Raw genomic sequence first — 23,890 nt, 5'->3', positions numbered from 1 at the left:
TTTTTATGGCGTAACTCTAAATCCATTTATTATTATCCACTTTTACTAAAATCCCATATTAAATACTAATTATTCTTTTTGTGTAGATATCTATGGCTTAAAGCACAGCATCCATGCTAGAAACCAGCAAGTTAAATGGATGCTGCGGTCAAAGCCGCAGCAAGTAGGCGTTGAGTGAGAGGATGCACTAACTTATACCCTACTTGCTGTGCTTTAAGCACAGCATCTATGCCAGAAGCCAGCAAGTTAAATGGATGCTGCGGTCAAAGGCTTAGCTAATAGGCGTTGAGTGAGAATATGCACCTATTCGATTTTATTTTTTGAAGACGGTTTAACCTCTATTTCAACTTCTTCTTTGTGTGTTTCAGGAAACGTCTCGCCATAAATCTCTTTTTTGAGCGAATTCATTTTTCCTGCTTTAAAAAACAATTCAGCGGTAATGAACATCGGGGCTGCCAAAGAATCTTTCGGATGGTTCGAAAACGCGGGGCGACTTCCCTCAATGAGATGGCCTGCTAATTGAAACGCACACCCTAAAAGAAAAATAATGATAAACGCCCACACGGCAAATGCTGTGGGTCCTGCGTAATTGATTAAGTCCGATAGCCAAAGCAAGATAATAAAAATCGGCGTTAATACTAACGCTAATTTCCAATTTAAGAAAAAATAATAAATTAGAAGGGCTACCACTAAGATATCTGAGAATTTAATATCAAAAAGATTCGGTACGACTAAATGTAAAAAACCAAATAAAATGAGCAGAGAAAAAAAGATTAAAGGTATTCCAATAAGATGCGTATACCAGATTAAACGGGTATGGTGATAGGCGGTGTACCGTTTGGCTTGTTCTGTAAATGCGGTCATAGTCAACGTCCTGTTTTGTTGTTATTGGTTGGTCCTGTCAGAACAACAAAAGGGGTTCTGGCACATATTATGAACATAGCACATTAATAAAAGGATAACCAAGACTATAAAAGAACTACAAGATAAAAATATTTAATTTTTGTAAACCATCTCTTTTACCGACGTGTTGTACTTCAAACACAGCATCCATGCCAGAAGCCAGCAAGTTAAATGGATGCTGCAGTCAAAGCCGCAGCAAGTAGGTGTTGTGTGAGCGCAGGCACCAGCTTATACCCTACCTGCTGTGCTTTAAGCACAGCAACCACGCTAGAAGCCAGCAAGTTAAATGGATGCTGCGGTCAAAGCCGCAGCAAGTAGACGTTGTGTGAGCGCAGGCACCAGTTTATACCCTACCTGCTGTGCTTTAAGCACAGCAACCACGCTAGAAGCCAGCAAGTTAAATGGATGCTGCGGTCAAAGCCGCAGCAAGTAGGTGTTGTGTGAGCGCAGGCACCAGCTTATACCCTACCTGCTGTGCTTTAAGCACAGCAACCACGCTAGAAGCCAGCAAGTTAAATGGATGCTGCGGTCAAAGCCGCAGTAAATAGGTATTTTCGTTTTAACCCTGGGCTTTAAAAAATTGCTTTAATTTTAAAGGCGATGGGGCATCATCGGCTAAAACAGCGACCGCTAAATAATCTTGATTGATTGTATACGCGCATCCCCACTCATTTTTTGTGATCTTTCCTGGAACGGGATTGCCAGAGAGTTTTGGTAATAAAGCGCGACCTTTATTTAAGGCTTCTTCTTCATTGTCGGCATCAATAGGGCCAATTCCGAATAACCAATTATGCTCTGTGTTGTAGTGACTTTGCTTTACGGTAAAATAAAGTCCCATAAAAACATGATAGCCCATGAACAGACCTTCCGCTTTGATGTCTTGTGCTTTAGGACAGACAAGAGGGTTATGCAATGGAATGGCATGCGCTGATAGTGAGATGGCAGAGCTGGCAATTAAGGTAGTTAAAAGAGACTTAAACTTCATGGTGACTCACTCCTTTTCGTCATAGAAATCCGATATTGGACAGTTCGGTTACAAACGCCATTTTCCTACAATAAAAAGCACATTACCAGCGCCTTTTGCTCCAGGAATATAAGTTGCTGAAAGCGTGACGCGTTTCATAGTGAGTGAAATCCAAGGAAGTAGGCCAGGAAAGGGCATGTTATTGAACATATCAGAGCGAGCTGTAATAAATACGGTTAATCCTGCACCTAGATTTACATCTTGATTTAAATGAGCAACTTTTAAATAAGCATACCCTGCGATAGGTTCCACATTTTTATGCGAGTCAAGAAAGGCGAACGCGTATACGCCCTGCCAGTTTCCTTTTTCATCATATCGCCCTTTCCCAAGTCCACCCCCCCAAGAATTTTCATTATAAGAATTAATTTTATGTGAGGGGTAAACGTAGCGATTATGCCAAGCATATCCTGATAAATACACTTCCATATCGCCCTCATGAAAAATGGAAGCGATGTGTTGACAAGTAGGCTTTGACCAGCCTGCCCAATTTCGACAAGATTCGTTGGCAAACGCAGATGGACTAGATATTCCTAAACAAAAAAGCAGCAAAAAGAAAAATCTCATTCACGATCCAGGTGAGAAAGATGCTATTTGCCAATCAACATTTGGCATGGTAAAAACGCATAAAAGACTTTAAAAAAATACGACAGGAATACTAACATGGACTTGTTTCGTAAAAAAGATATTTCTAATCAAGTAGATAACACGGGCCATTTGCGCAAATGCCTTTCTGCATTCGACCTAACGTTTTTAGGGGTAGGCGCGATTATAGGCGCAGGTATTTTTGTTTTAACGGGGATTGTAGCCGCCACCCAAACAGGACCCGCCATTGTGTTTTCTTATGTAATGGCTGGATTGGCTTGTGCTTTTTCAGCCTTATCCTATGCCGAATTGGCGGCTTCTGTTGGTGGGTGCGGTAGTGCTTATGGTTATGCTTATGCAGGCTTTGGGGAGTTTATTGCCTGGATCGTGGGCTGGGATTTGCTTTTGGAATATTCCATTGCGGTATCGGCGGTTTCTGTTGGTTGGAGTGGATATTTTAATGATCTATTAAGGGCACTTCATATTCATATTCCTAGATATTTACTCCATAGCCCTCTGGAGGGTGGAGTGATCAATGTCTTGTCAATTGGGATTATTCTAATTTTAACGGGGTTATTGAGCGTCGGGGTTAAGTCTAGTTCAAGATTTAATAACTTAATGGTACTAGTAAAACTTCTCGTAATTGGCTTATTTATTGTCATTGCTAGCGCTGAAGTGGATGTTAAAAATTGGGTTCCTTTTGCTCCTTTTGGTTGGACTGGAGTAATGGAAGGGGCGTCGTTAATCTTTTTTGCTTATGTAGGTTTTGATGCGGTATCGACAGCTGCCGAAGAAGCCCTTCATCCGCAAAAAGATTTACCGATAGGGATTATTGGATCGCTGGTAATTTGTACGGTCTTATATATCGTTGTTTCAGGATTATTAACAGGTATTGTCCATTATTCTTTTTTAAATGTGTCTTCTCCAATCAGTCATTCGCTTCTTATTCTCGGGCATAAGACGGCTGCGGGATTAGTCGGTGTAGGGGCTGTCGCTGGGTTAACAACCGTCATGCTGGTGCTTTTTTATGGTTTAAGCCGAGTATTTTTTGCTATGTCGCGCGATGGATTATTACCACGCTTTTTTTCTCATATTCATGCCAAAACATTAACCCCGATGCGTATTATTCTATTATGTGGTGTTAGTATGGCCGTTATTGCGGGATTTGTTCCGATTGGTGATCTGGCTGAGCTCGTTAATATTGGAACGCTGTTTGCGTTTATCATTGTGTGTTCGGGGGTATTAATGCTTCGTTACACTCGGCCTGAAATACATCGCCCCTTCAAAACACCGCTCATGCCTTATACGCCCATTTTAGGTATTCTTTGCTGTGCTTATTTAATTTACAACCTACCTTGGTTTACGATGTTGCGTTTTGTGGTTTGGATGGTGGTGGGGATTTTTATTTATTTTGCTTATAGCCGCACCAATAGTGAATTGGAGCGTACAAATGAATGCCCTGCAAAATAAAGTTAGCGTTAAATGGGTGAGTTATACATAATAACTACTGCGGGTCATGAGCTTAGATACGTAAGACATAAATTGCTTAACAAACCAGGGTAGTTCAGCGGCTCCTGCGCGTTTTGCTGCGTGTGCGTGCTGAGTTTCATCTTCGTGCATTTGAGCTAAAATGGCCATGGTTCGCTCATCTTCTACGGGGATTTGTCGCAAATGTCGTTCGATATGCGCACTTACTTGACGTTCTGTTTCTGCGACAAATCCTAAACTCCATTGGTCTCCCGCAAGCCCTGCCACCATACCAATCAGTAACGAGCCACCATACCATACAGGATTTAAAACACTGGGCTGACTATCCAGCTCACTTAAGCGTTGTTCACACCAAGCCAAATGATCGACTTCTTCTTCTGCAGCTTTTGCCATTTGCTCACGAACGTGATTCAACTTGGCAGTTAAGGCTTGTCCTTGATAAAGCGCTTGCGCACAAACCTCTCCGGCATGATTCACTCTCATTAAGCCTGCAATATGTCGCTTTTGATCCGATGTTAAATCGGTCGACGGGTATGGATCCCCAGGATTCTCTCGGGCGGGTGCGCGATGAGATGGGATAAAGAGTGTGCGCAAAATCGTATCAAATTGAGAAATGGCCTCATCCATCTTGTTAAAGTGGCGCATGGTTAAACCCTCACAATGAAATGGGTTTAATCATATCACAACTGCGACCAAATAATTCAAAAGCAACTTGCTTCAATGTATTTCAGGGGTATACTAAAAATGATGAAGGGATTGATTATCATAGGAAATGTATGCGTCAACTGCTTACCATCATATTCTTACTCGGCATGACATTCGCTCATGCAGAACCCTTAAAAATTGGCGCTATCCCTTTTTACCCGCCTTTTGAAATCCAGGGCGATAAAGAAGGTCAATTATCCGGTTTTGATATCGATTTAATCATGGCTATATGTAAAGAGATAGACCAAGAATGTATGATTCAACCGACTGTGTTTAAAGATATTATTCCAAAATTATTGACAAATGAAATCAACCTTGCTGCTTCAGCCATCATCATCACAAAAGAGCGCGAACAGTTTATGCTCTTTAGCCTCCCCTACTTAGCCAGTTATTTGCAATTCATGACGCTAAAGAGCAATCCTCTTCAGGATCTTACCGAGTTAAAAGGCAAAATAGTGGCAACCATCACAGGCTCGGTTATTAGTGATTATTTGCACGATCGCTATGGAAAGACTATTACCGTCAAGGAGTATCAACAATTTCCAGATATGCTTGATGGGTTAATGAACAAGCAAGTCGATTTGGTGCTTATCGATTACTATGCTGCACAGTACTGGATTGTTGCCAGTGGCAATCAACTTAAATTCGTTGGTGAAAAACTGCCGTTTGGAACAGGGTATGGCTTTGCAGCCCCAAAAGGCAATGAGGCGTTGATTAGTCAAATTAATAAGGGCTTAGTGACTTTGGAATATAATGGCGAATATTTAAAAATATATAATAAATATTTTGGCGAATAGATTTTTTATTTAAAACGTCGAGGCAGTATTGAATGACAAGATGGCCCGAACAAGTCGGGCCAGGTAGGGGGTGAGCATGTCGGGCCAGGTAGGGGGTGAGCATGTCGGGCCAGGTAGGGGGTGAGCATGTCGGGTCAGGTAGGGGTGAACAAGTCGGGTCAGGTAGGAGGGTGAGCATGTCGGGCCAGGTAGGGGGTGAACAAGTTAGTCAGGTAGGGGGTGAACAAGTTAGTCAGGTAAGGATGGTGAGTTAAAAGGTAGGGAGTTAGTTTCACTCACTAACCCCTCATTTCTTAGCCATTATTGTTCCATTTCTTTGTTTGTAAATGATAATCTTAGTTTGAGTCCAACACTGAATGACAAGGAAGCAAGATGACTTCGTTTTATGTTTATATTTTGACGAACAAACGAAATGGTACATTATACGTAGGTTCAACATCCGATTTGGTGAAACGTATATGGGAGCATAAAAATAAATTTATCCCTAATAGCTTCACAGCCAAATATAATCTTAACCTACTCGTTTATTATGAAATCCATGAAACCTATATCGAAGCAGCTCGACGAGAGGCGCGTTTTAAAAAATGGCCTAGGCAATGGAAAATTAATTTAATTGAAGCATTCAATATGAACTGGCTGGACTTGTATGCAAGTATTTGTAGTTGACTTAGAGTGAATAGATGGCCCGAACAAGTCGGGCCAGGTAGGGGGAGGTGAGTTAAAGAGGGGGAGAGGGCTAGCTTCATCTTTTCAACCGCAACATGGTTCAACTTCCCCACCGGGGCCCAACGATTCTCTTCCCCGCCGGGCCCGACTATTCTCTTCCCCACGTGGCCCGACTTGTTCGGGCCATCCATAGATTTGTCCTAGGTCACGAATCCCCATACTTCCACGCGAGCCAATTTGTTCTATCTTTTCAACGTGGCCTGACTTTGTTCTTTTTCTCTTCCGGGTTTGATTGCTCTCTCCCCACGGCTCCGTCTATTCTCTTTCACCACGGGGCCCGACTATTCTCTTCCTCACCGGCTCCGACTATTTTCTTCCCCACTTGGCCCGACTTGTTCGGGCCATCCATAGGTGTGGATTAGACATGAAAGACAGCGTGCTTCTCCGCTTTTTTGATACCTGCGAGAGAATTTGTTAAACTGTTTTTTTTATTTCCAATGGAGTTTGAAAAAAACGTTTCTTTGTTATGAAAAATTCAAACCTACAAATTTGTGACGCGACCATTCATCCTGGTGAAATAGCCAACTTGGCTTTACCCCTTCCAGAATTTTTTTCCTGTATTTCTTTTTACATGCCAATCAAAGTGGTCCATGGAAAACAAGCGGGCCCTTGTGTGCTTATTTTTTCTTCGGTCAAAGGCGAGGAATTAAATGGCCTTGAGATTATTAATCAATTGCTGTTATCAGAAGAAATTAAGCATTTAGCCGGAACGCTTATTGTGGTCCCTGTTTTAAATGTGCTTGGTTTGGCAAGTTATGCTAAAAGTCTTAAATTTGATACCAATTTAGAGCGCTGCTTTCCTGGGCAGGAAGATGGAACGTATGGAGAACGGATGGCTCATGTGTTTACTAAAGAAATCATGTCCAAAGCGAATTACTGTATAGAGCTTAGAACAGGGTCTTTGAATCATGATATTTTACCGCAAGTCTATTGCAATTTATCCGATCCTCAAAGTAAATCCTTAGCCCAAAGCTTTGCCGCTCCAGTCATAACCAATGTGATTACCGAAAACAACACATTGCGCCAGACCACCGAACATTTGAATATCCCTTTATTGGTTTATCAAGGCGGAGAGGCGCTTCGTTTTGATGAATCGGCCATTTCTCTGGGGTTAAATGGCATAAAAAACGTTTTACAAACGCTTGAGATGATTTCAGTGAAAGACAATCCAGCAAGCAATGGGTTTCAACCTGTTTTTTCTCAAGACCAGGATTGGATCTATTCTCATCGTAGTGGGGTGCTTAAATCGCAAGTTGAGTTAGGCCAGCGCATTCAAAAAAATCAAATCATTGGGTTGATTAACGACCCCTTTAGCGCAGATACAGTCGAGCCTGTTAAAGCGCAACAAGATGGCATCGTGGTGGGGGTGAATCGCCATCCGTTAATTCATGAAGGCCAAACTATTTTTAAAATCGCGACCTTTATCGATAACCTACGGGCAGAAACTGCATTAGAAGCCTGGAGTGAAGCACAACAAGACGAAAGCCTATGAGTCCAAATAAAGTCACTTGGCGCGGCTTAACCGTTTGGCTTATTTGTGCCGCGTTTTTTATGTATGAATTTTTATTGCGAACCGTTTTAGGAACCTTTCAATACCCTATTATGGATGATTTGCATTTATCCCCTATGAAATTCGCCTTTCTAAGCTCAACTGCCTATCAAGTGATTTATGGGGTGATGCAATTGCCGGTTGGCATTATTACCGATCGTTTTGGCCTTAAAAAAACGCTGTTTTCTGCGGTTTTAATTTGTGGCTTGGCCAACGTCGGTTTTGCGTTGACCCATCAATTTGACGTGGCTTTTTTATTTAGAGTTCTGATGGGGCTTGGTTCGGCATTTGGTTTTGTCTGTTTATTGGTTGCTGTATACGATTGGATGCCACGGAAAAACATCGCTCTTTTTATTGGTTTGTCGCAATTTATAGGAACCTTGGGCCCTATGTTAGCCGCAGGCCCTTTAAATGCCATGGCCGAAGAACATCTTGTGGGTTGGCGAGGGTTTTTTCTAGCCTTAGCTTTAGCTGCTGTGGTGTTAGGCGCACTCATTTTAGGTTTTGTTGAGAACAAACGAGAAACTACCGGCAAATTTTTAATTCTAAATCGCGATGCAGCGATTAAAGAAAATCTCTTACGAATAATCAAGCAGCCTGAAATCTGGTTCATCGCTTTTTTTTCGGCAACCATTTACTTTGCCATTGAGTATTTATCGGAAAACGAAGGCACGGCCTTTTTAATGGAAAAAGGATTTACCTCCACATTTTCATCTTACATGATCACCTTTGCATGGCTAGGTTATGCACTGGGATGCCCTATGCTCGGTTATCTTTCTGATTGGATTGAAAAACGAAAGCCGGTGATGATTGGCAGTGCTCTTGCGATTTTATTGGGTCTTACAGGGATTATTTATTTTGATTTAAATCGCGCAGCTACAACAATTTGCTTTTTATTAGTTGGAATTGGAGCAAGCGGGCAAAGCATCGGCTTTGCAATTATTGCGGAATATTGTAAAGAACGCTATCTTGCGGTTGGGCTTGCGTTTAATAACGCCATGATTATGTTTTGTTCGGCAATAAATGCCCCATTGGTTGGCTATCTATTATCCCGATTGTCATCGCCTGGAGCGGGTCATTCGCTTGCTACTTACCGCGAAGCGTTTCTGATTTTAATAGCGCTCGCACTTTGTGCAGTTTTCTTAAGTATGTTGATGATCAAAGAAACGTATTGCAAATCCATGCGAGAAAATACCGTTTTAAATCCAGCGTAAATGCCTTCTCTCTTGCGAGAGAAGGCCAATTCCTTTATTCTGCAAACCGTTTACTGTATTCATAATCAACGGTTTGGTTTGGCTGATTAGTCTTTGGATTTAAGCTTGAACAAGTAATACTGACGTAATTGCTTGAACAAGGATAATCCCTTGTAACCGACCAGAGAGACAGCAATCCCATTTGTTTTTCATCTGCAAATTGCTTTAAGGTATCCACATCTTCTAATGTGAAATTCAACGGGATGGTGTCGTTTAACCCAATCATAACCGTCACTCCAATCCGGTTCCACAGTTGCTCATCACTTTGGTTTGGATACAAAGTTTTTAATTGATTAAACGTACTGGTTGCTGCATCAATGGCGTACTCGCCCATCGTTTTTTCTTGGAAGCTTGGACCATAATCCATGGCCATAATATTCACAAGATAGTCATCTAACCCGCTTAATTGAGCACGTTTAATAACATTTTCGCCCACTCCTGAGACAAGTCCAAAAGGCATAACAGGTAGCGTAAAGCTTATTTTGATGTGGGGATAATTTTGTTTAACCCGTTTAATGGCTGCCATTAAACGATCCAGTTGCGCGTTGTTGGTTTGCATGGCGTTTTCCACGTCAAAGTCCAATACATCGGGTTGATAGGCTTTAATGATGGTGTCATAGGCGTTATATAACGCATCGGTTGTTTCACAAACCTGAGCTAGGTAAGTTCCACTTAAACCACCAAGTGCCACACGAAGCTCAACGCCTTGTGCTTTCAATTGTTTAAATATCGGCACACCAAAGCCATTTTCATCGGTACTGACTGGATACCCATTCCAAGTGCCTTGACAACCGTTTTGTGCGGTGATGAAGGCTAGATGAAATGATTTTATTCCAGAGTTTTTGGCAATATCCAATAAACCTAAGGGTTGCATGGAGCCAGTTTTTGAATCCCATTTAGCAACCGTTCCTAAGGTAACATCCACATAAGGACTAAACTCAGTTACCATGGGTTTTTCTTGATAAACCACGTTAAGACTTGCTGGAGTGTCCGCTTGCAGTAAGATAGACGCGGGTGTCACTTCAGCTTGGTAGCGTTTGTTATCAACATTAACCACCGCAGCACTGAATTGATATTGGCGATTGCTGGGTAACTTCCAATCTTGGGTGTGATTGCCAAGGGTAATCGGATACGTATTGCCTTTATTATCTTTTGCTGTAATGGTTGCCGTTTGATTCGCTGGCAATCCAGATACGGATAAATTCACTACCGTAGTGGGCAACGCTTGGGTTTCAAAACTTAAAGTGATGGGTTTTGAAGCCGTGCCATCAATTGTTACGGTATTGTTCGGGCTAAATTGCGCCACATAGCTGTGCTCTGAACCATACAAGGTGGCCACTGACAATTGATAAGCATCACCTACCTTAAGATTATTAATGAGCGCTTGCCCATTCCAATCAATGGGTTGAGCAGGTAATTCGGTATTCTTGGTTAAATTTTTAATGGTTAATACTGGGCTAGCCAAGCCTTCTTCAGGCTTTGCCTGATTTAATGTCACCTGAATCTCGCCATAAGCAATGGCTTGCTGATAGCGAATCGTCACAGTTTGTTGATGGGTAGAATTAACACTTAAGCTTGCAGGCTCTGCGATGCCTGACCAAGAACCACTGGATAATTGAATCGGTTGCACGGTGATTTGATAATTTCCATATGGGACGTCGTTAAGTACAGTGGCTTGATTCCAGGCGCCATTGCTTATGGTTTTGTTATAGGTTCCTCCATCTGAAATCGTCACGGTTGATGGATTCGCCAGGCTTTGATCGGGCGCGCTTGGAAATTGAATGGCCACTTGGCCTTTATTTACCGTGGGTGTGGCAATGGGATAAAACGCCAATTGTTCAATAGTGGTTTCGGGAGTTGTGGAAAATTGAAGACTAACCGAAGCGCCTGCCGGAAGTACGGTATTCGGTTTCCACCACTCATTACCAACGGGAAAAGCCAACGCCATACGCACCAAGTTGCCATCTCCTTGTTTTTCGTGCGTTATGGCTGGATTTTCAGGATAAGCCAAGGGTGAGAATGAACCCCAAAAGCTACCCGATAAAGCATGATTGGACTTAAATTCAACAAGGCTATCACGAAGATCAACCGCTTGACCGCACTGATTGCTAAGCGTCACACTACCATTCCATCCGCCCGTTTGTTTGGTTAACTTCATACAAGAAAGCGCTTCTCCTGCCCATAAAAAAGGGCTAACCGAAAGCCCACTCGCTAACACCAACGTTCTTAAAGGTAAACTCTTCATAATAACCCCTTCTACAAGATAGTGTGTATTAGTATATGGGTTTGATTAAAAATTGACCATCATGAAATGGGGTGATTTTTGTAAAGTTTGTGCAAATTGTGGGGTGATAGGTAAAAATGATCCTTGAGGAGGCGCATGGAAATCAAATTTATTCCACACCTACTTAGTTGACATGGCATGACCAGACCACCCCCTTACCTACTTGGCCCGGCTTGTCCGGGCCATCTAATACTTTGATCGCGCTCTGGTTTAAAAGCTATGATTAATTATCCTCCAGTCTACAAGGACCATCCTCGCATCCATCAGGACCAATAATAGATCCCGGTGCCACTAATTTCACCGTATCCCCATGCTTCACATCCTTCAGCTTATCCTGTTCTTCTTTGGGGACATGGACTTTGATTTGAGTGCCACTATCTGTTTGTATAGTAATAACCTGAACCTCCTCCTTTAATGGCCAATCGGGACTAGCAAACCCAGTACCCACAAAAAACACCATGGCCGCGATGCCCAGTAATAAACGTTTCATGTTGCGTTCTCCTCGAATTAAAAGTGAACAATTTGAGTATAGTCTAGATTTGAAAGAGTAGAGAAAGTAGCCCATGATGAGTGCACTGTAATCCAGTTTGCTCTCAGACAGACCTGGCCCGGCTTGTCGTGGCTATCTAATGGCCATTAGGATATACGATATCTGACTATGGATTGCAAAAAGCGGGAAGCTCTGACTAATTGATTTATTAGAGATGACCCGGACAAGCCGGGTCAAGTGGGCGCGGGGGGCGGCTAAGCTGGAGCAGATAGGTGTGGAACTCTCAGAAACAAGTCGTAGCACTTCGGCGATAGGAATATAATCAGCCAATATCAATTTATTTTTATGATATTATTGGAGCATTACTCACCCATCTCTTCTTCCCTCTCCCTTATCCCTTCACCCAATACCCCCGACCCAATCAATTTCACCGTATCCCCATGTTTCACATCCTTCAGCTTATCCTGCTCTTCTTTAGGAACATGGACTTTGATTTGCGTGCCTTTGTCGGTTTCAAGAAGTAAAGTCCCAGCATCAGTTAAAGCAACGCCATCTCTTGCCGCGGTTACATCCGCGATTACATCATCAACAGCAAAACCAGTACCCACAAAAAACACCATGGCCGCGGTGCCCAGTAATAAACGTTTCATGTGCGTTCTCCTCGAATTAAAAGTGAACAATTTGAGTATAGTCTAGATTTGAGAGAGTAGAGAAAGTAGCCTTGATGAAGCTCATCATGCCCAAGCCATTAGATGACCCGGACAAGCCGGGTCAAGTGGGCATGGAGGATGACTCGGACAGGCCGGGTCAAGTTGGTTTGGAGGATGACTCGGACAGGCCGGGTCAAGTTGGTTTGGAGGATGACTCGGATAGGTCGGATCAAGTGGGCTTGGCGGATGGCCCTGACAAGTTGGGTCAGGTAGGCGAGGATATTGTCTCATTGACGTGAGCGTAATAATCCACTTGGCCCGGCATGTCCGGGCCATCCAGAGGTGATAGCAATAAACCTTGTGTATTGGTTTGCACGTTTTACTAATTGCGATATGCTTCAATGAGTTAGAGCAAATCATTTCAAGGATAGTTCATGTTACACGGATTGTTCATTTTCTTTTTAGCCGCTTGTTTTTATTTATACGATTTTGTCTTACAGGTGGCTCCCAGCGTAATGGCTACACCAATCATGCAGGCATTTGATGTCAGTGCGCGTGGGTTTGGGCTTATCTCAGCGTTTTATTTTTATGCTTACGCGCCCATGCAATTGCCGGCGGGTGTGCTATATGATCGCTATGGTCCACGGCGGGTGATGACGACGGCGGTATTGATTTGCGCTCTGGGTTCGTTATTTTTTGCTTTGACTGAAAGCGTACTTGCGGCCTCTCTGGGGCGTTTTATGATTGGATTTGGTTCGGCGTTTTCATTTGTTGGCGTGCTTATTTTAATCGCGCGCTGGTTTCCAGAACGATATTTTGCGCTTTTAGCAGGAATTGCGCAGTCCATGAGCTCCGTGGGGGCTATTTTTGGTGAAGCGCCGTTGGCGGCACTGATAAAGCTTACCAGCTGGAGGCAAGCGAGTTTTATTTTATCGGTAATTGGCTTTGGGCTAACGCTTCTTTTTTGGCTATTTATCCGCGATTACCCTCATCAACAAACACAATCAGCCCCTAAGACCAAACTTTTTTATGAATGGCGAAGGCTTCATGCTGTTTGCCGCCATGCACACACTTGGTATACCGGCGCTTACGCTTTTACCACCTGGACTCCAATTGCCGTATTTGCAGCCCTTTGGGGAGTTCCCTTTTTAGAAGCCAAATATCAAATTAGTGTGATAGCCGCCTCGGCAATGTGCAGTATGATTTGGGTTGGTATTGGCGTGGGCAGCCCATTATTGGGATGGCTAAGTGATTACTTAAAAAGCAGACGAATGGTCATGGTCGCAAGCGGCAGTATGGGTTTAATCGCTTGCCTTTTAATTCTTTACACCCCCAACGTATCGCAAGGTTGGATGTATGGATGCTTACTGCTCCTAGGTCTCGGGGCTAGCGGGCAAATTGTGAGCTTTGCTGTGGTCAAAGACAACAATCCACCGCATTTGGTGGGCAGTGCTTCTGGGTTTAACAACATGGCTATTTTAATTGGCGGGGCCATCTTTCAGCCAATCGTAGGCTTTATTTTGCACCATAGCGACGAATGGGTGATGATTAATAACGCGCCAATCTATTCAGTAAATGCGTACCAAAATGCTTTACTGGTGATGCCGATTTGTTATCTCTTAAGCGTTTTTATCGCTTTATTCTTAATTAAAGAATCATTTAAAAAAAAAGAACATGTTATTAAATGATCGTTAGACTGCAATTTTAGAAACGAAAGTGTTAAAATAATGCGCTAAGCATTCAATCTTGGCGCATCATGTTTTCTAGTCGTTATACCCTTCCGCGCTGTGAATTTTACCAGCGCTTTGCTACGGTTGCGAGAATGACTGAAAGCAAACATTGGAATACGTATCATCGCAGCATCTTTAAACGAATTGAGGGGGTAAAGCCCTCACAATTTACTTTTCATCCTACAAAACCGGATGAAAAAATTACCAAAGCTTGTAAAACAGGAACGTATTATTCACCCTTTTACTTTGCTGGATACCAAAGCGCCGTAGTCCCTAAAGCAGAAGAAGGAAAGACTTATCCGTCCCAAAGCTATGATGCGTTTTTAGATTATCAACGAAAAATTGCCCGCTATATCGTCGATGAAGTGGCTAAGAAACAACCGCGCTTATTAGTCAATGCGGACTATGATTATCCTTGTGTGTTAATTCAATTTCCAAAGCCTAAAGAAGCCAAAGAAAACGACTGGGTTCATTTTGTAATTCTTCACTACGTCGCTATAGCGAATGATTTAAGTGAACGAAGTGGTTTAAACTGTGAGCTGGTTAGGCGCTCTGGATTCGGTCATCTAAGACCTTCGGTGAGTGAAACGGCTCCAAGCCTTCGAATCAGTGTAGGATTTATCCCAAAAGAGTACGCCGATGTTTTGATTCAAGCGTTATTAATCACCTATCAGCTTCTTTGTGGCAAAGAACGAGTGGTCTATGATAAACCCTTCGCTATACCAGAATTAACAACCGTATTGCAGTCCTACAATGAGGCGCGAGGTCTTCAGGATAAAAAAATGGTTGCTTTGCAAGCCACATTATGGAAAACATTCTGGTCAAGATTTGATTCGAAAGGCGGTTCATTTTTAGCCCAGATTTTGCGCAAAGAACTCTGTGCTGAATGGATTATTAATCAACTGATGGATGGGTTTAGACGCTGCGTTGATATACCCTATTCTTCAATAAAATCATTAGAAAGTTTGGTTATAACCCCTTGGGTAGAGATGCTAAAGCACTTCACGAATGCTCAAGATTCTCGTGTTTTATCTCTAACACCACCTAAAGAAAAGCTACCAACTTATTCATGGCATTCAAAGCCAGTTGCCATTCACGATGAATCGTTTTTGCAAATATTGCAACGACTTCATATCGTATTTGACATCGAAAAATGCGATCAAACGATTCATCTAGAGGGATTGCATGAGCGATTGGAAGCCGCAAGTGCTGAGATGTTTTTTAAGCCAATAGAAATGGAACATGAAGAAGGGTATGGTTCTGATTCCGAATGTGAGGAAATGGTTCCGCTGGCTAAGAAAAAAGAAACGCTTTATGCAAAAAAATTCATCACAGCAACGGGTATGCGGGCCATTCAATTGGTATTTGCTGCGGTGAAACGACACTGGCATGAAGACTATGGATTGGATTTCCGAAATTTAAGGCCAGAATTAGAGGGCATGTATTATGAAACAAAAGAAGCCTTAACCACTCACGCCATTCCAATTCCTGTGCACTCTATTGAGACGCTAGCGGCGAATCAGTATGTTTTACCTTTTTATGATCTGAATCATTGCAACGTAACCCACGCAAAGCCTAAATTATTGGAAGAGCGATCGTTTAGCCGCTCTCAAATTTGTGTATTAGACACAACATCCGCAACCACCAATAAAACCGCCAAAGCATGTCGGTTTATTTTTAACAAAAATCCGGATATAACGAGCATTATACTGGTAAGCAGTGGCTTAAAAAGTGAACAAGCCGGAAGCGATTTAAACCCTTATGGGACCATTCGGATTATTTCTCGTACAGCTAAAGAGCGCGATGCCTTGTATGCGGATCTCGTCGCTTTAGAGGAAAAGGCAAACTATAAGCATCCGGCTAAAAGTCATTTATTACGCAAAAATGCCAAATTGCGGGAGTTGACCCCCCGAAACATGGGCTTATTTAAGGCCATGAAGCAAGAAGAAAGCTCAGAGCCTAAGCTTGATACACCCAAGTTATGTGGATAAATTAGTTTGTAATGTACTAAGCCAACTTAGGCCTCGCTTCATCTCCCGTTTCGCGAGGATCATGCAATCCATGTGGGTAAAAGGGATCTTTAGACAATTCACCGGGTAACCAGCCCGTTAATAACGTTCCTTGGTAAAGCAGCGACAGCGTTAAGGACCACTTACAAATGCTCGACTCTAATGCACTGCATTCTTCGCCAGTGAATAACATGCGAACAGCTAACATTGCTTGCGTACCCGCTAAAATTAATTGCAACGCGTGGATAAATTTTTCTGTAAAATGGGTATCCTTACGACAAAGAGCATAACCCGATACTAAAGATTGCGCGAATTTACAGGGCAATACCGCAGCAGGGTTTAGCTCTTTTAGCGAAAGCGACATGATTTCAGTAAACGCATTGCTCCGTTCGGTATTGCGATGCGTTTTAGATGAAGTATAAGCATTAAATGCTGGCATCCGAAAAAAACCTGGCATGAAGAAGTCCTTTTAAACGGTTAAACGTTCTTTTATTTATACGTTGAAATTCTTTAAGAATAAAGGGTGATGACTCTACTATTTACAAAGCTTCCTCTGCATATCTAGACACCATTGCTAACACCTACCTCCTGCGATTTTGACCAGAGCATCTACAGGTGTTGATGTTCCCAGCATGGATGCTGTGCTTAAAGCACAGCAGGTAGGGTTTAAGGCTTGCGCCTATTGCCACGGTTTGCTCATGTCATCCATCGCCTTCTCCTACCTGCCACGGCTTTGACTGCAGCATTTATCGGTGTTGATGCTCCCAGCATGGATGCTGTGCTTAAAGCACAGCAGGTAGGGTTTACGCTATCTCCTACCTGCTGCGGCTTTGACCGCAGCATCCACTTTCCTAAACTTTCTTGTACTCTTAATCACTTTAAGAGCAAAAAATAATTCTAACATGGCCATTTATTTAATTTTCTTGTACGCTTTTGCTTTTAATGTGTAGGGAAACCATTCATGATAAAACGATTTACTTTTTACGTTGCTTTATTACTTTCAGGGAGTGCCTTAGCCGAAGGGATTGAATTTGTTCGACCTTATGTGGGGGCTGAGCTGGGAGCTTTTTCTGCCGAAGATGAAACAAAAGTCACGGCCAATATCCTAGGTTTTCCTTTGGATATGCAAATTGATGGAGCTGGGGCGCATGGCTTAGTATATGGCGCCACAACTGGGCTTGGGTTTCGTTGGCGTAATCTCTATCTTGGGGTGAATGGCGAATATCAAAAGCAAGAAATCGAGCAAAGTTTCAGCCTTGAAGTAGCCGGCGATAAAATTTTAGATTCCGAAGGAGGTATGTGGCAAACCTATACGGCAACGCTTCGAGCAGGCTATTATGTCATGCCGAATGTGTTAGTGTTTGTCGGAGCGGGGCGCGCTTGGTCTAAGGCAGGTAGTGTGCTTCATAATGAACTGCTCAATGAGATCAGTCGGGATAATCTTACTCAAAATGGCTGGGTGGGGGCTATTGGCACAAGCATTCAACCTTATGAGCACTGGTCGCTTGATCTTCTGGCTGAAGGCGTGCGTTATGATCCTGTCTTGCTTCCTACCGCTTTATCGAATGTGGTTAAAGTGCGCGTGGTTTCAGTGAATGTGGGAGCATTAGCCGCGATTAGTTATCATTTTTAGCTCCCCTTTAAACCGCTAGAAAATGAGTGATGGTTTAAGGGTGAGCTTAACGCTTAGGATGAAAAAGAATATAAAAACAGCATGAAGAATTCTTCATAATAAGGTTTTAATGCGCCATTATTCCAAGCCAAAATATCTTCTTTATTGCGGTATTTTAATTTAAAGCCAAATTTCTGATACGCTTTGATGGCCCATCTAGCTTGGGGGTGGGCAATTAATGCCATCCCTTTCATGCCACGGTTTTTAGCTTCTTCTTCTGCAAATCCAAGCAATTTTCGTCCAAAGCCTTTACCAACTTCATTCGCATCAACGAACACATACCCCAAATAGGCGTATTCGCCAAAAAACTGCATGGAAAGAGTGCCTACAGGCTTGCCCTCGTGCTCAGCAATATAAAACTCACGTTCATACATGTTTTTCTGTACCCAAGAGTCATCTACCGCATGATCCGAAACATCTTTTTCATCAATGATTCGCGCATACCAATCAAAAGATGAATTAATAAAGCGACGGATGTATTTTTGATCGGCATCGTTAGCCGAACGGATGATCAAGGGAGATCGCTTGATAGGATTAGGCTGGTTCTCTGAATGCTTTTCTGCTGCTTGCCAAAAGGTGTTACGCGTTTCTGGTGAGATGTGCAAAGGCCCTGTTTCTAAAACAGGAGCGGCATCTAAATCCCGTGCTTGAATCATATCCACCACTTTCTCTAGCGCATTAACAATAGATAATTGTTCTGATTCAGATAGTCTTCCGAATGAACGGGCTAATTGTTCTTGTAGAGGTTGAGGCGCTTTTTCAATCAGCGCTCTCCCAGCCTCCGTTAAGCTAATTTGAATACGTCGTTTATCGCGCTCATGGGGAGTGCGAATAATTAACCCCTTTTTTTCTAAACGATTAAAAATTCCAACCACCGTGCTCGGGCTTAAATGAACTACTCTAGCCACTTCCGCAACAGGGATAGCACCGTGATCGCGAATGGCCGTTAAACAAATGAGCTGGGGTGCGGTGATATGATACTGGCTAGAAAGCTTATAAGAATATTGCTCAATGGCGCGAATATTTTGCCGTAGAGATTGCAAAATTCGAAATAAATAAAAATCTTCGGTGCTACCAAATTGAGTAGTAGTACGGCTTTTTGAAGAGGTAGAGACTTCCTTAGAGGATACAATAGTCATTAATACACTCCTGTTACGTATAGTCCTGATTAGTTCGCATAAGATGTTTCGTATACGAATAATTTAACTAGCTTAACATTCCAAGCAGAGCAACGCAAAAATGACCAAATCAAGTTCAAAATGAACAAATATATGATACAATGTGTGCCATTTAAAAAATAATGAAACGGGTTTGGATAAAATGAAACTACATCACGACTTTTTCAATAATCCAAGATTGCTCTCGCCATTTGCAAACAGAGTGTTTCAGGAAGTCCTCACAAAAAGCTATCAGAAAGACGTAGAGGAGTATGTAGAAAGAGCTGTCGCTACGGCAGAAGAAAAAAGAGAGCTTCTTGCCCAATTAACGCAATTCTTTCAAGATTTTCACTATAATCATTGCGCCAATTTTAGAGTGGCTTCAAGAAACGATACCCCCAAAATCGAGCGCGAAGTTATAAAATGCAGTTTATGGTACCTTACCGGCTGGTTAACTGCGAATAACATCCAATATCAATTTTACTTATGGCTTAAAAGTAAGGTAGAAGAGGCGCTTTTAAGTTCTTTTGGTAGCCAAGATGCGTTGATCACTGCGTTATTAGAACAATTGGGTTTAAAGGAAGATTATCGAGAACGATTAGGACAATGCTTGACACAATCTCCTTTGGAAGAAGGGGTAGCGCAAATAATTTATAATCCAGAAGCATTAATGCAATTTGCAAAGACGGTTTTGATAGAAGAAAAAGTGATTGTAGAAACGTCGCCGATTAATAGCCAGGATGAAATCTTAAAAATACAAAATCAGGCCTTAGCTTTAATTAAAAAAAACCCCCTATTTAAAGAAGACATTCATTTCTGGACAAAACTGGCTGAAGACTTTGATGAAGTACTCGTTTCCTTTTTAAGCCCGTTAAAAGATACATCGTTGCAATCAATTGTTGTAGTCGATGCATTATGTGAATCTTATTTTGGTGAATACTTACTGTTTCAGTGGCTTTACCGGTCCAAAGCGTTTCGAAGAGCGGTATGGCAACGTTTCTCAGAACTTATGCCTACTACTCAGCAATGTTTATTTGATCTCTTTTTGAACCAGAGACTTCTTGAGCGATTTGTTCAAACGGAAGAAGATGAAGATGCTTTCCTTCACTTAATACTGAAACAGTCGAATCTCTTTGTTGATGGAACGACGCAGCCAAGCTTATTTGATTCTTTGTTAGTTCGTAGAAATTCTGTTACCTGTAAATTAATTCGCTCCTTAGCGCGTGGACGATACGCGATTGATGCGTTATTGGATGCTTTAGTGTCTAATGAGCGCGTTTTATTTAATGATCCAGAGCATTCGTTGTTTAAGTCCTTATGCTGGAATCAAGACGGTTGCGTTATTTTAAATAAATTAATCTCTAAGTTCGGTCATGAATCATTATTACATTGGTTAAGGGATAAGCCTGAACGATTGTTGACTTCTAGATCACTTTATCCCTCTGCATTTGATTTTTTATCAAAAACGATTGATGGGCGTGTTTTTTTAGCTAAACTCCTTTTACCCTTATGCGAGGAACCACAGTTTTTCACCGCTTTTTGTGAGCCAAGATGGCTTTTTGAACAGCCACACAGAATGGCTTATTTATTGCAATTTAATCTCCCCGTCTTAACGTTCATGCTGAGCAAACAAGGTTCTATAGACTGGATTGATGTTGCTAGGTTAGTGAATGTATTTCAAGCTCACCCTCATTTATATGAGCAGGTGGAACTTCGCAACTGGCTTGCAAGCGATCTTCAAGGCCAGCGATTATACGCTCACATCATTTCCAAAGAAGAAGGGGCTTTGTTTAAACAAAACTTACCGCTGCCTGATCAAGGTCCTATTTTGCCAGCAGGCTTTATGAAAGTCAGTGGAGCAGAAAACCCAGATGATTTATCTTCGGCAGTAGCTGAATATTGGGGAAAAATTTATCCGCAATCGGCGACTTATTCTTTGCAAGAAGAAGCATTTCAAACCCAATTAGAGCAGGTCTTTTCCGTACTCGAAACGCTTGTGAAAAAAGCGGATCCCAATCCAGCTTACTCCGAAAAGCTAGAAGCGTTTCATAATCGCTTGAAGTTAAATCTCGACAATCAGACAGATTTATTTTTTAAACGCATTAAATACTTATTAGAGTCTTTAACGTATCTCTGGAGTAAGCAAAGCCCAGCCATTATTCGAGGATTCCTAAAACCTTTTTTTGATGAAATTGAATATTGTCACGCGGGTGTAAATGATGCTGTACAACATGCTGTGAATGCTCTACTGGATGGGTGGCGGGACTCTATCTCCACTGCATTGACCCAAGCGGTGTTTGAATTTGCTATGTATCATGATGATTTGCTTGGGGTTCATCCAAGCTTAGGCAAACATACCGGCGGATTAATGCTGCAACATTTAGCCGAATTAGGAATTGGCGTGTTAGCACCAGAGGCCACTGACGTGAGTGATACGGCGGGATGTCGATTAATGCCGGCAAGTTATCAATGGCTGCAAAGTCATATCTATCGGTATTTTACCCGCGAGCGTTGTATCCAAATTGTTTATGACGCAATGTCTGAACGAGTGAAAGAACATATTTTACAAAAATTTAGCCAAGAAAGTGGCGAGGCTCTTCCTTATAATCCGAATGCCTATTGTGTGAATTGGGTTCGATTGGAAGAAGAATTGCTGAGCATGCCCTTTCTCAAAGAAATTCAGCAGCTTTTTGGCCGCATGGCACCTACCTTGGGTCATTTTTTTGATAGGAGTGATGAAGAAAATTACACCGTCAAACTATTGCCAAACTTTGATGCACAGTTTTCTCATATCTTTACTTCTTTGATAGAAGAGTCCTTACAAATATCCAGAATGATAACCCCCCGCGCATTGCATATCGCAAGTTTTTCATTACATGATAGCGACGATTTTTCTCCGAGTGAAAAGCGTGCTTTGGCAGGGCATAGTGATACTTCTTATCTAAGCACTCAAATCATTGATTTAATTCACCATGCATTTCCTAATCAGTTTGAATTAAGAGATATTAAGCGTTTTCCAAAACTTGGCACCTTGTTGCAATGTAACCCCAAAGGATATAGTCATCTAAACCTAGATATAGAATCAGCTGATCGATTTTTACAAAGTCTTCTTTCCTTCATTGGTCAACGCAACTATTACAAGAACCATCCATTTCAGCCTGTTCCAACTGATTTTGAAAAACTAGGTCGAGCTGTTAATGAAGTACTGATAGGGCTTTGTAAAAGTGGTAATCAAAATGCGCTGCTTAACTTGGTTCGAGCGGCCCATTCTTCACCGGAAAATATACGCCAGCTAAGGGAGCTCATTTGTTATGCTTTTAGTTTTCGAAGCGCGGAGATGCGCCAAGTTGGTCAAAAACTAATTGCCATTGCTCTCGATAGGCTTGGTGAAGCGATGTTTACAAACTCTGAATTCTATCACCCTGATTTTGCTGCTGGATTTTTACAAGTTTTACAATCAGAGCCAGAAGATGCCTTGACCTTATTTTTAAAGTGGCATAGAAGAGGAAATCAAATTGATCCGTTTCTGAATGACTGGGCATTAAATCAAAGCAGGCCAGAACTGATTCCTGTGCTTGCTCGAGCGATTGAAAAAACGCCACAACTGGCCAATCGTATTTCTTCAGCTACGGTTAGAGCGTTAATTGCGCAACAAAAATTTGGTTTAGTTTACGTTTGTTTGAAGAATAGTACGCGTTTAACATCTCATTTAGTACCTCTTCTTAAGCAACAGCCTCTTTTTACATTGAAAGAAAAAGATCAGGTTGATTTTCTTGAGCTGGTATTACAAAAATACCCAAAATGGAACAACCTTTCTCCTGATGCCCAGAAACGGATTCAAAGTGAACTAACGCTTGCTAATTGGATAAGCTTACTGACTAATCCTGAGTATAGTGTTTTAAGACGATGCGTATTCCGTACCGGCTATTTTCTAAACCAATGGATTACTACCTTAAAAGCCAAAAATGAATGGGATGAAGCTTTATCCGTATTAAAAGAAACCGCTAAGCGTTTACCTGGATTATTGAGTTATTCATTGGAGGCATTCCAACTGCTTGTAGTCTGTTTAAAGCAAGATGATGGTTTCAAAACCGCTTTTAAAGAGCAAATGGAACTGCAAGGAGTTACGCATACTAGTTTTAATCGCTATTTTGAAATGGTTTATTTAAGAAGCGAAGAATATTTAACTTGGATTGGGTTTTTTCCAGAGCGATTGCACCAGGAAGATGTTTTAAATAATGCACTTCTAGCCATTCGAGACAATACCCTTTTACAGAGGAACCGCGATTATATTTGGGAGCAAGTCATGAATCACGCGCCTGTAATATTAACTCTAGCTGAGATACATCCTCCAATAAGAGAGGTATTAGTTCGGCAAATGTTGGCGCGAAAAGATGCGATGATGATAGCATCGAGGCGAACGTCAATCTCTTCGGCAGCTCATGAAAGATTTCAAAAAGAGTCACAACGATTATCGCAATTACATACCTTTATCCGCAGCAAACCTGAGCTGTCTACCCGTTGGGAGCAGGTTTTTCCTGAGTTTGGACAAGCTGAGTTATTGCAGGCGGTTAATTCATCCAGGCGCCGTCGAGGGGCTATTACTCAGTTTGGGCTATGGCAACTTCCTACATCTGAAAGGGAACAAACTGCACAGCCCGCCCAAAAACGTCGGCGCACCTTAACAGGAGTAAGTGTTGATACAGCCAATGTGGCGTCAGCAGCGGATCCTAAACCATAATGCCAGTGCAAATGCATCTGGATTTTGAACACAAAAATTAGATCGTTTGCCGATGTAGAGGCTTTCAGTAGGGTCTAAATTGTACTTTTGCTGATCAAAATGATCATTTGCTATACTTAAGATCAGCCTG

19 protein-coding genes are annotated in these 23,890 nt (G+C 42.1%); 10 read left to right on the top strand and 9 right to left on the bottom strand.

Translation table 11 applies throughout. The features are described 5' to 3' along the window. Positions 1-303 precede the first annotated feature (303 nt). Complete coding sequence (locus E1O41_RS11210; RefSeq protein WP_131777421.1) at positions 304-864, bottom strand: Mpo1 family 2-hydroxy fatty acid dioxygenase; 561 nt, start codon at positions 862-864, stop codon at positions 304-306. A 325-nt stretch (positions 865-1,189) separates the two neighbouring features. Between E1O41_RS11210 and E1O41_RS11810 the strand changes: the two genes are divergently transcribed. After that, positions 1,190-1,336, top strand: coding sequence for a hypothetical protein (locus E1O41_RS11810; RefSeq protein WP_165481187.1), 147 nt, complete (start codon positions 1,190-1,192; stop codon positions 1,334-1,336). Between the two features lie 126 nt (positions 1,337-1,462). Here E1O41_RS11810 and E1O41_RS11205 read toward each other — a convergent pair whose 3' ends face one another. Next, a complete protein-coding gene (locus E1O41_RS11205) occupies positions 1,463-1,888 on the bottom strand; it encodes a DUF4949 domain-containing protein (RefSeq protein WP_131777420.1) in 426 nt (141 codons plus the stop codon). A gap of 48 nt (positions 1,889-1,936) precedes the next feature. Further along, entirely contained in the window at positions 1,937-2,491 is a 555-nt protein-coding gene (gene pagP, locus E1O41_RS11200; RefSeq protein ID WP_131777419.1) for a lipid IV(A) palmitoyltransferase PagP, read from the bottom strand. A gap of 96 nt (positions 2,492-2,587) precedes the next feature. On the opposite strand from pagP, the gene E1O41_RS11195 reads away from it, so the two are divergent. Beyond that, positions 2,588-3,979 carry an amino acid permease gene (locus E1O41_RS11195; protein WP_131777418.1) on the top strand — a complete coding sequence of 464 codons (1,392 nt, stop codon included), beginning with the start codon at positions 2,588-2,590 and terminating at the stop codon, positions 3,977-3,979. A 21-nt stretch (positions 3,980-4,000) separates the two neighbouring features. On the opposite strand, the gene coq7 is transcribed toward E1O41_RS11195, so the two are convergent. Continuing rightward, positions 4,001-4,642 (bottom strand): 2-polyprenyl-3-methyl-6-methoxy-1,4-benzoquinone monooxygenase, encoded by a 642-nt coding sequence (gene coq7, locus E1O41_RS11190; RefSeq protein WP_131777417.1) that lies wholly within the window; start codon positions 4,640-4,642, stop codon positions 4,001-4,003. A 131-nt stretch (positions 4,643-4,773) separates the two neighbouring features. Between coq7 and E1O41_RS11185 the strand changes: the two genes are divergently transcribed. From E1O41_RS11185 to E1O41_RS11170, 4 genes are all read left to right on the top strand, one after another. After that, on the top strand, positions 4,774-5,499 hold the full coding sequence (locus E1O41_RS11185; RefSeq protein WP_165481186.1) for a transporter substrate-binding domain-containing protein: 726 nt from the start codon (positions 4,774-4,776) through the stop codon (positions 5,497-5,499). Between the two features lie 372 nt (positions 5,500-5,871). Further along, positions 5,872-6,165, top strand: coding sequence for a GIY-YIG nuclease family protein (locus tag E1O41_RS11180; protein WP_131777415.1), 294 nt, complete (start codon positions 5,872-5,874; stop codon positions 6,163-6,165). A 526-nt stretch (positions 6,166-6,691) separates the two neighbouring features. Next, entirely contained in the window at positions 6,692-7,717 is a 1,026-nt protein-coding gene (locus tag E1O41_RS11175; RefSeq protein ID WP_131777414.1) for a succinylglutamate desuccinylase/aspartoacylase family protein, read from the top strand. Beyond that, entirely contained in the window at positions 7,714-8,988 is a 1,275-nt protein-coding gene (locus E1O41_RS11170; protein ID WP_229669390.1) for an MFS transporter, read from the top strand. The genes E1O41_RS11175 and E1O41_RS11170 overlap by 4 nt, the downstream gene beginning before the upstream one ends. A gap of 34 nt (positions 8,989-9,022) precedes the next feature. Here the strand turns inward: E1O41_RS11170 and E1O41_RS11165 are convergent, their stop codons facing one another. The 3 genes from E1O41_RS11165 to E1O41_RS11155 form a co-directional block, all read right to left on the bottom strand. Continuing rightward, entirely contained in the window at positions 9,023-11,272 is a 2,250-nt protein-coding gene (locus E1O41_RS11165) for a chitinase (protein ID WP_229669389.1), read from the bottom strand. Positions 11,273-11,534: 262 nt separating this feature from the next. Continuing rightward, positions 11,535-11,801 carry a hypothetical protein gene (locus E1O41_RS11160; RefSeq protein ID WP_131777413.1) on the bottom strand — a complete coding sequence of 89 codons (267 nt, stop codon included), beginning with the start codon at positions 11,799-11,801 and terminating at the stop codon, positions 11,535-11,537. 362 nt (positions 11,802-12,163) lie between these two features. Further along, positions 12,164-12,451: a hypothetical protein gene (locus E1O41_RS11155; protein WP_131777412.1), complete on the bottom strand. Its 288-nt coding sequence runs from the start codon at positions 12,449-12,451 to the stop codon at positions 12,164-12,166. Positions 12,452-12,885: 434 nt separating this feature from the next. Here E1O41_RS11155 and E1O41_RS11150 point away from each other — a divergent pair, with 434 nt between their 5' ends. Together E1O41_RS11150 and E1O41_RS11145 are read left to right on the top strand one after the other, a co-directional pair. Next, complete coding sequence (locus E1O41_RS11150; protein ID WP_131777411.1) at positions 12,886-14,139, top strand: MFS transporter; 1,254 nt, start codon at positions 12,886-12,888, stop codon at positions 14,137-14,139. Between the two features lie 68 nt (positions 14,140-14,207). Next, entirely contained in the window at positions 14,208-16,172 is a 1,965-nt protein-coding gene (locus E1O41_RS11145; RefSeq protein ID WP_131777410.1) for a hypothetical protein, read from the top strand. Between the two features lie 16 nt (positions 16,173-16,188). Here the strand turns inward: E1O41_RS11145 and E1O41_RS11140 are convergent, their stop codons facing one another. Further along, positions 16,189-16,647 carry a hypothetical protein gene (locus tag E1O41_RS11140; protein WP_188668263.1) on the bottom strand — a complete coding sequence of 153 codons (459 nt, stop codon included), beginning with the start codon at positions 16,645-16,647 and terminating at the stop codon, positions 16,189-16,191. A gap of 504 nt (positions 16,648-17,151) precedes the next feature. On the opposite strand from E1O41_RS11140, the gene E1O41_RS11135 reads away from it, so the two are divergent. After that, positions 17,152-17,823, top strand: a complete 672-nt coding sequence (locus E1O41_RS11135) for an outer membrane protein (RefSeq protein ID WP_131777409.1) — start codon at positions 17,152-17,154, stop codon at positions 17,821-17,823. A 53-nt stretch (positions 17,824-17,876) separates the two neighbouring features. Here the strand turns inward: E1O41_RS11135 and E1O41_RS11130 are convergent, their stop codons facing one another. Continuing rightward, the gene (locus E1O41_RS11130; RefSeq protein WP_131777408.1) at positions 17,877-19,001 is read right to left on the bottom strand and encodes a bifunctional helix-turn-helix transcriptional regulator/GNAT family N-acetyltransferase; all 1,125 of its coding nucleotides are present in this window, start codon (positions 18,999-19,001) and stop codon (positions 17,877-17,879) included. A 142-nt stretch (positions 19,002-19,143) separates the two neighbouring features. Here E1O41_RS11130 and E1O41_RS11125 point away from each other — a divergent pair, with 142 nt between their 5' ends. Then, a complete protein-coding gene (locus E1O41_RS11125; protein ID WP_165481185.1) occupies positions 19,144-23,760 on the top strand; it encodes a hypothetical protein in 4,617 nt (1,538 codons plus the stop codon). Positions 23,761-23,890 lie beyond the last annotated feature (130 nt).

Origin of the sequence: Legionella impletisoli, assembly GCF_900639875.1 — a bacterium.
Classification (GTDB): Bacteria; Pseudomonadota; Gammaproteobacteria; order Legionellales; family Legionellaceae; genus Legionella_A; species Legionella_A impletisoli.
The sequence above is the reverse complement of the archived record's forward strand: the minus strand, read 5'-3'. Positions and strand labels throughout refer to the sequence as shown.

Bases quoted from the DNA above. Each gene is read 5' to 3' on its own strand.
- E1O41_RS11195 (WP_131777418.1), top strand. From the start codon at position 2,588: ATGGACTTGTTTCGTAAAAAAGATATTTCTAATCAAGTAGATAACACG.
- E1O41_RS11135 (WP_131777409.1), top strand. From the start codon at position 17,152: ATGATAAAACGATTTACTTTTTACGTTGCTTTATTACTTTCAGGGAGT.
- E1O41_RS11160 (WP_131777413.1), bottom strand. From the start codon at position 11,801: ATGAAACGTTTATTACTGGGCATCGCGGCCATGGTGTTTTTTGTGGGT.
- E1O41_RS11210 (WP_131777421.1), bottom strand. From the start codon at position 864: ATGACCGCATTTACAGAACAAGCCAAACGGTACACCGCCTATCACCAT.
- E1O41_RS11810 (WP_165481187.1), top strand. From the start codon at position 1,190: ATGGATGCTGCGGTCAAAGCCGCAGCAAGTAGACGTTGTGTGAGCGCA.
- E1O41_RS11175 (WP_131777414.1), top strand. From the start codon at position 6,692: ATGAAAAATTCAAACCTACAAATTTGTGACGCGACCATTCATCCTGGT.
- E1O41_RS11205 (WP_131777420.1), bottom strand. From the start codon at position 1,888: ATGAAGTTTAAGTCTCTTTTAACTACCTTAATTGCCAGCTCTGCCATC.
- E1O41_RS11155 (WP_131777412.1), bottom strand. From the start codon at position 12,451: ATGAAACGTTTATTACTGGGCACCGCGGCCATGGTGTTTTTTGTGGGT.
- E1O41_RS11145 (WP_131777410.1), top strand. From the start codon at position 14,208: ATGTTTTCTAGTCGTTATACCCTTCCGCGCTGTGAATTTTACCAGCGC.
- pagP (WP_131777419.1), bottom strand. From the start codon at position 2,491: ATGAGATTTTTCTTTTTGCTGCTTTTTTGTTTAGGAATATCTAGTCCA.
- coq7 (WP_131777417.1), bottom strand. From the start codon at position 4,642: ATGCGCCACTTTAACAAGATGGATGAGGCCATTTCTCAATTTGATACG.
- E1O41_RS11180 (WP_131777415.1), top strand. From the start codon at position 5,872: ATGACTTCGTTTTATGTTTATATTTTGACGAACAAACGAAATGGTACA.
- E1O41_RS11130 (WP_131777408.1), bottom strand. From the start codon at position 19,001: ATGACTATTGTATCCTCTAAGGAAGTCTCTACCTCTTCAAAAAGCCGT.
- E1O41_RS11165 (WP_229669389.1), bottom strand. From the start codon at position 11,272: ATGAAGAGTTTACCTTTAAGAACGTTGGTGTTAGCGAGTGGGCTTTCG.
- E1O41_RS11170 (WP_229669390.1), top strand. From the start codon at position 7,714: ATGAGTCCAAATAAAGTCACTTGGCGCGGCTTAACCGTTTGGCTTATT.
- E1O41_RS11150 (WP_131777411.1), top strand. From the start codon at position 12,886: ATGTTACACGGATTGTTCATTTTCTTTTTAGCCGCTTGTTTTTATTTA.
- E1O41_RS11140 (WP_188668263.1), bottom strand. From the start codon at position 16,647: ATGCCAGGTTTTTTTCGGATGCCAGCATTTAATGCTTATACTTCATCT.
- E1O41_RS11185 (WP_165481186.1), top strand. From the start codon at position 4,774: ATGCGTCAACTGCTTACCATCATATTCTTACTCGGCATGACATTCGCT.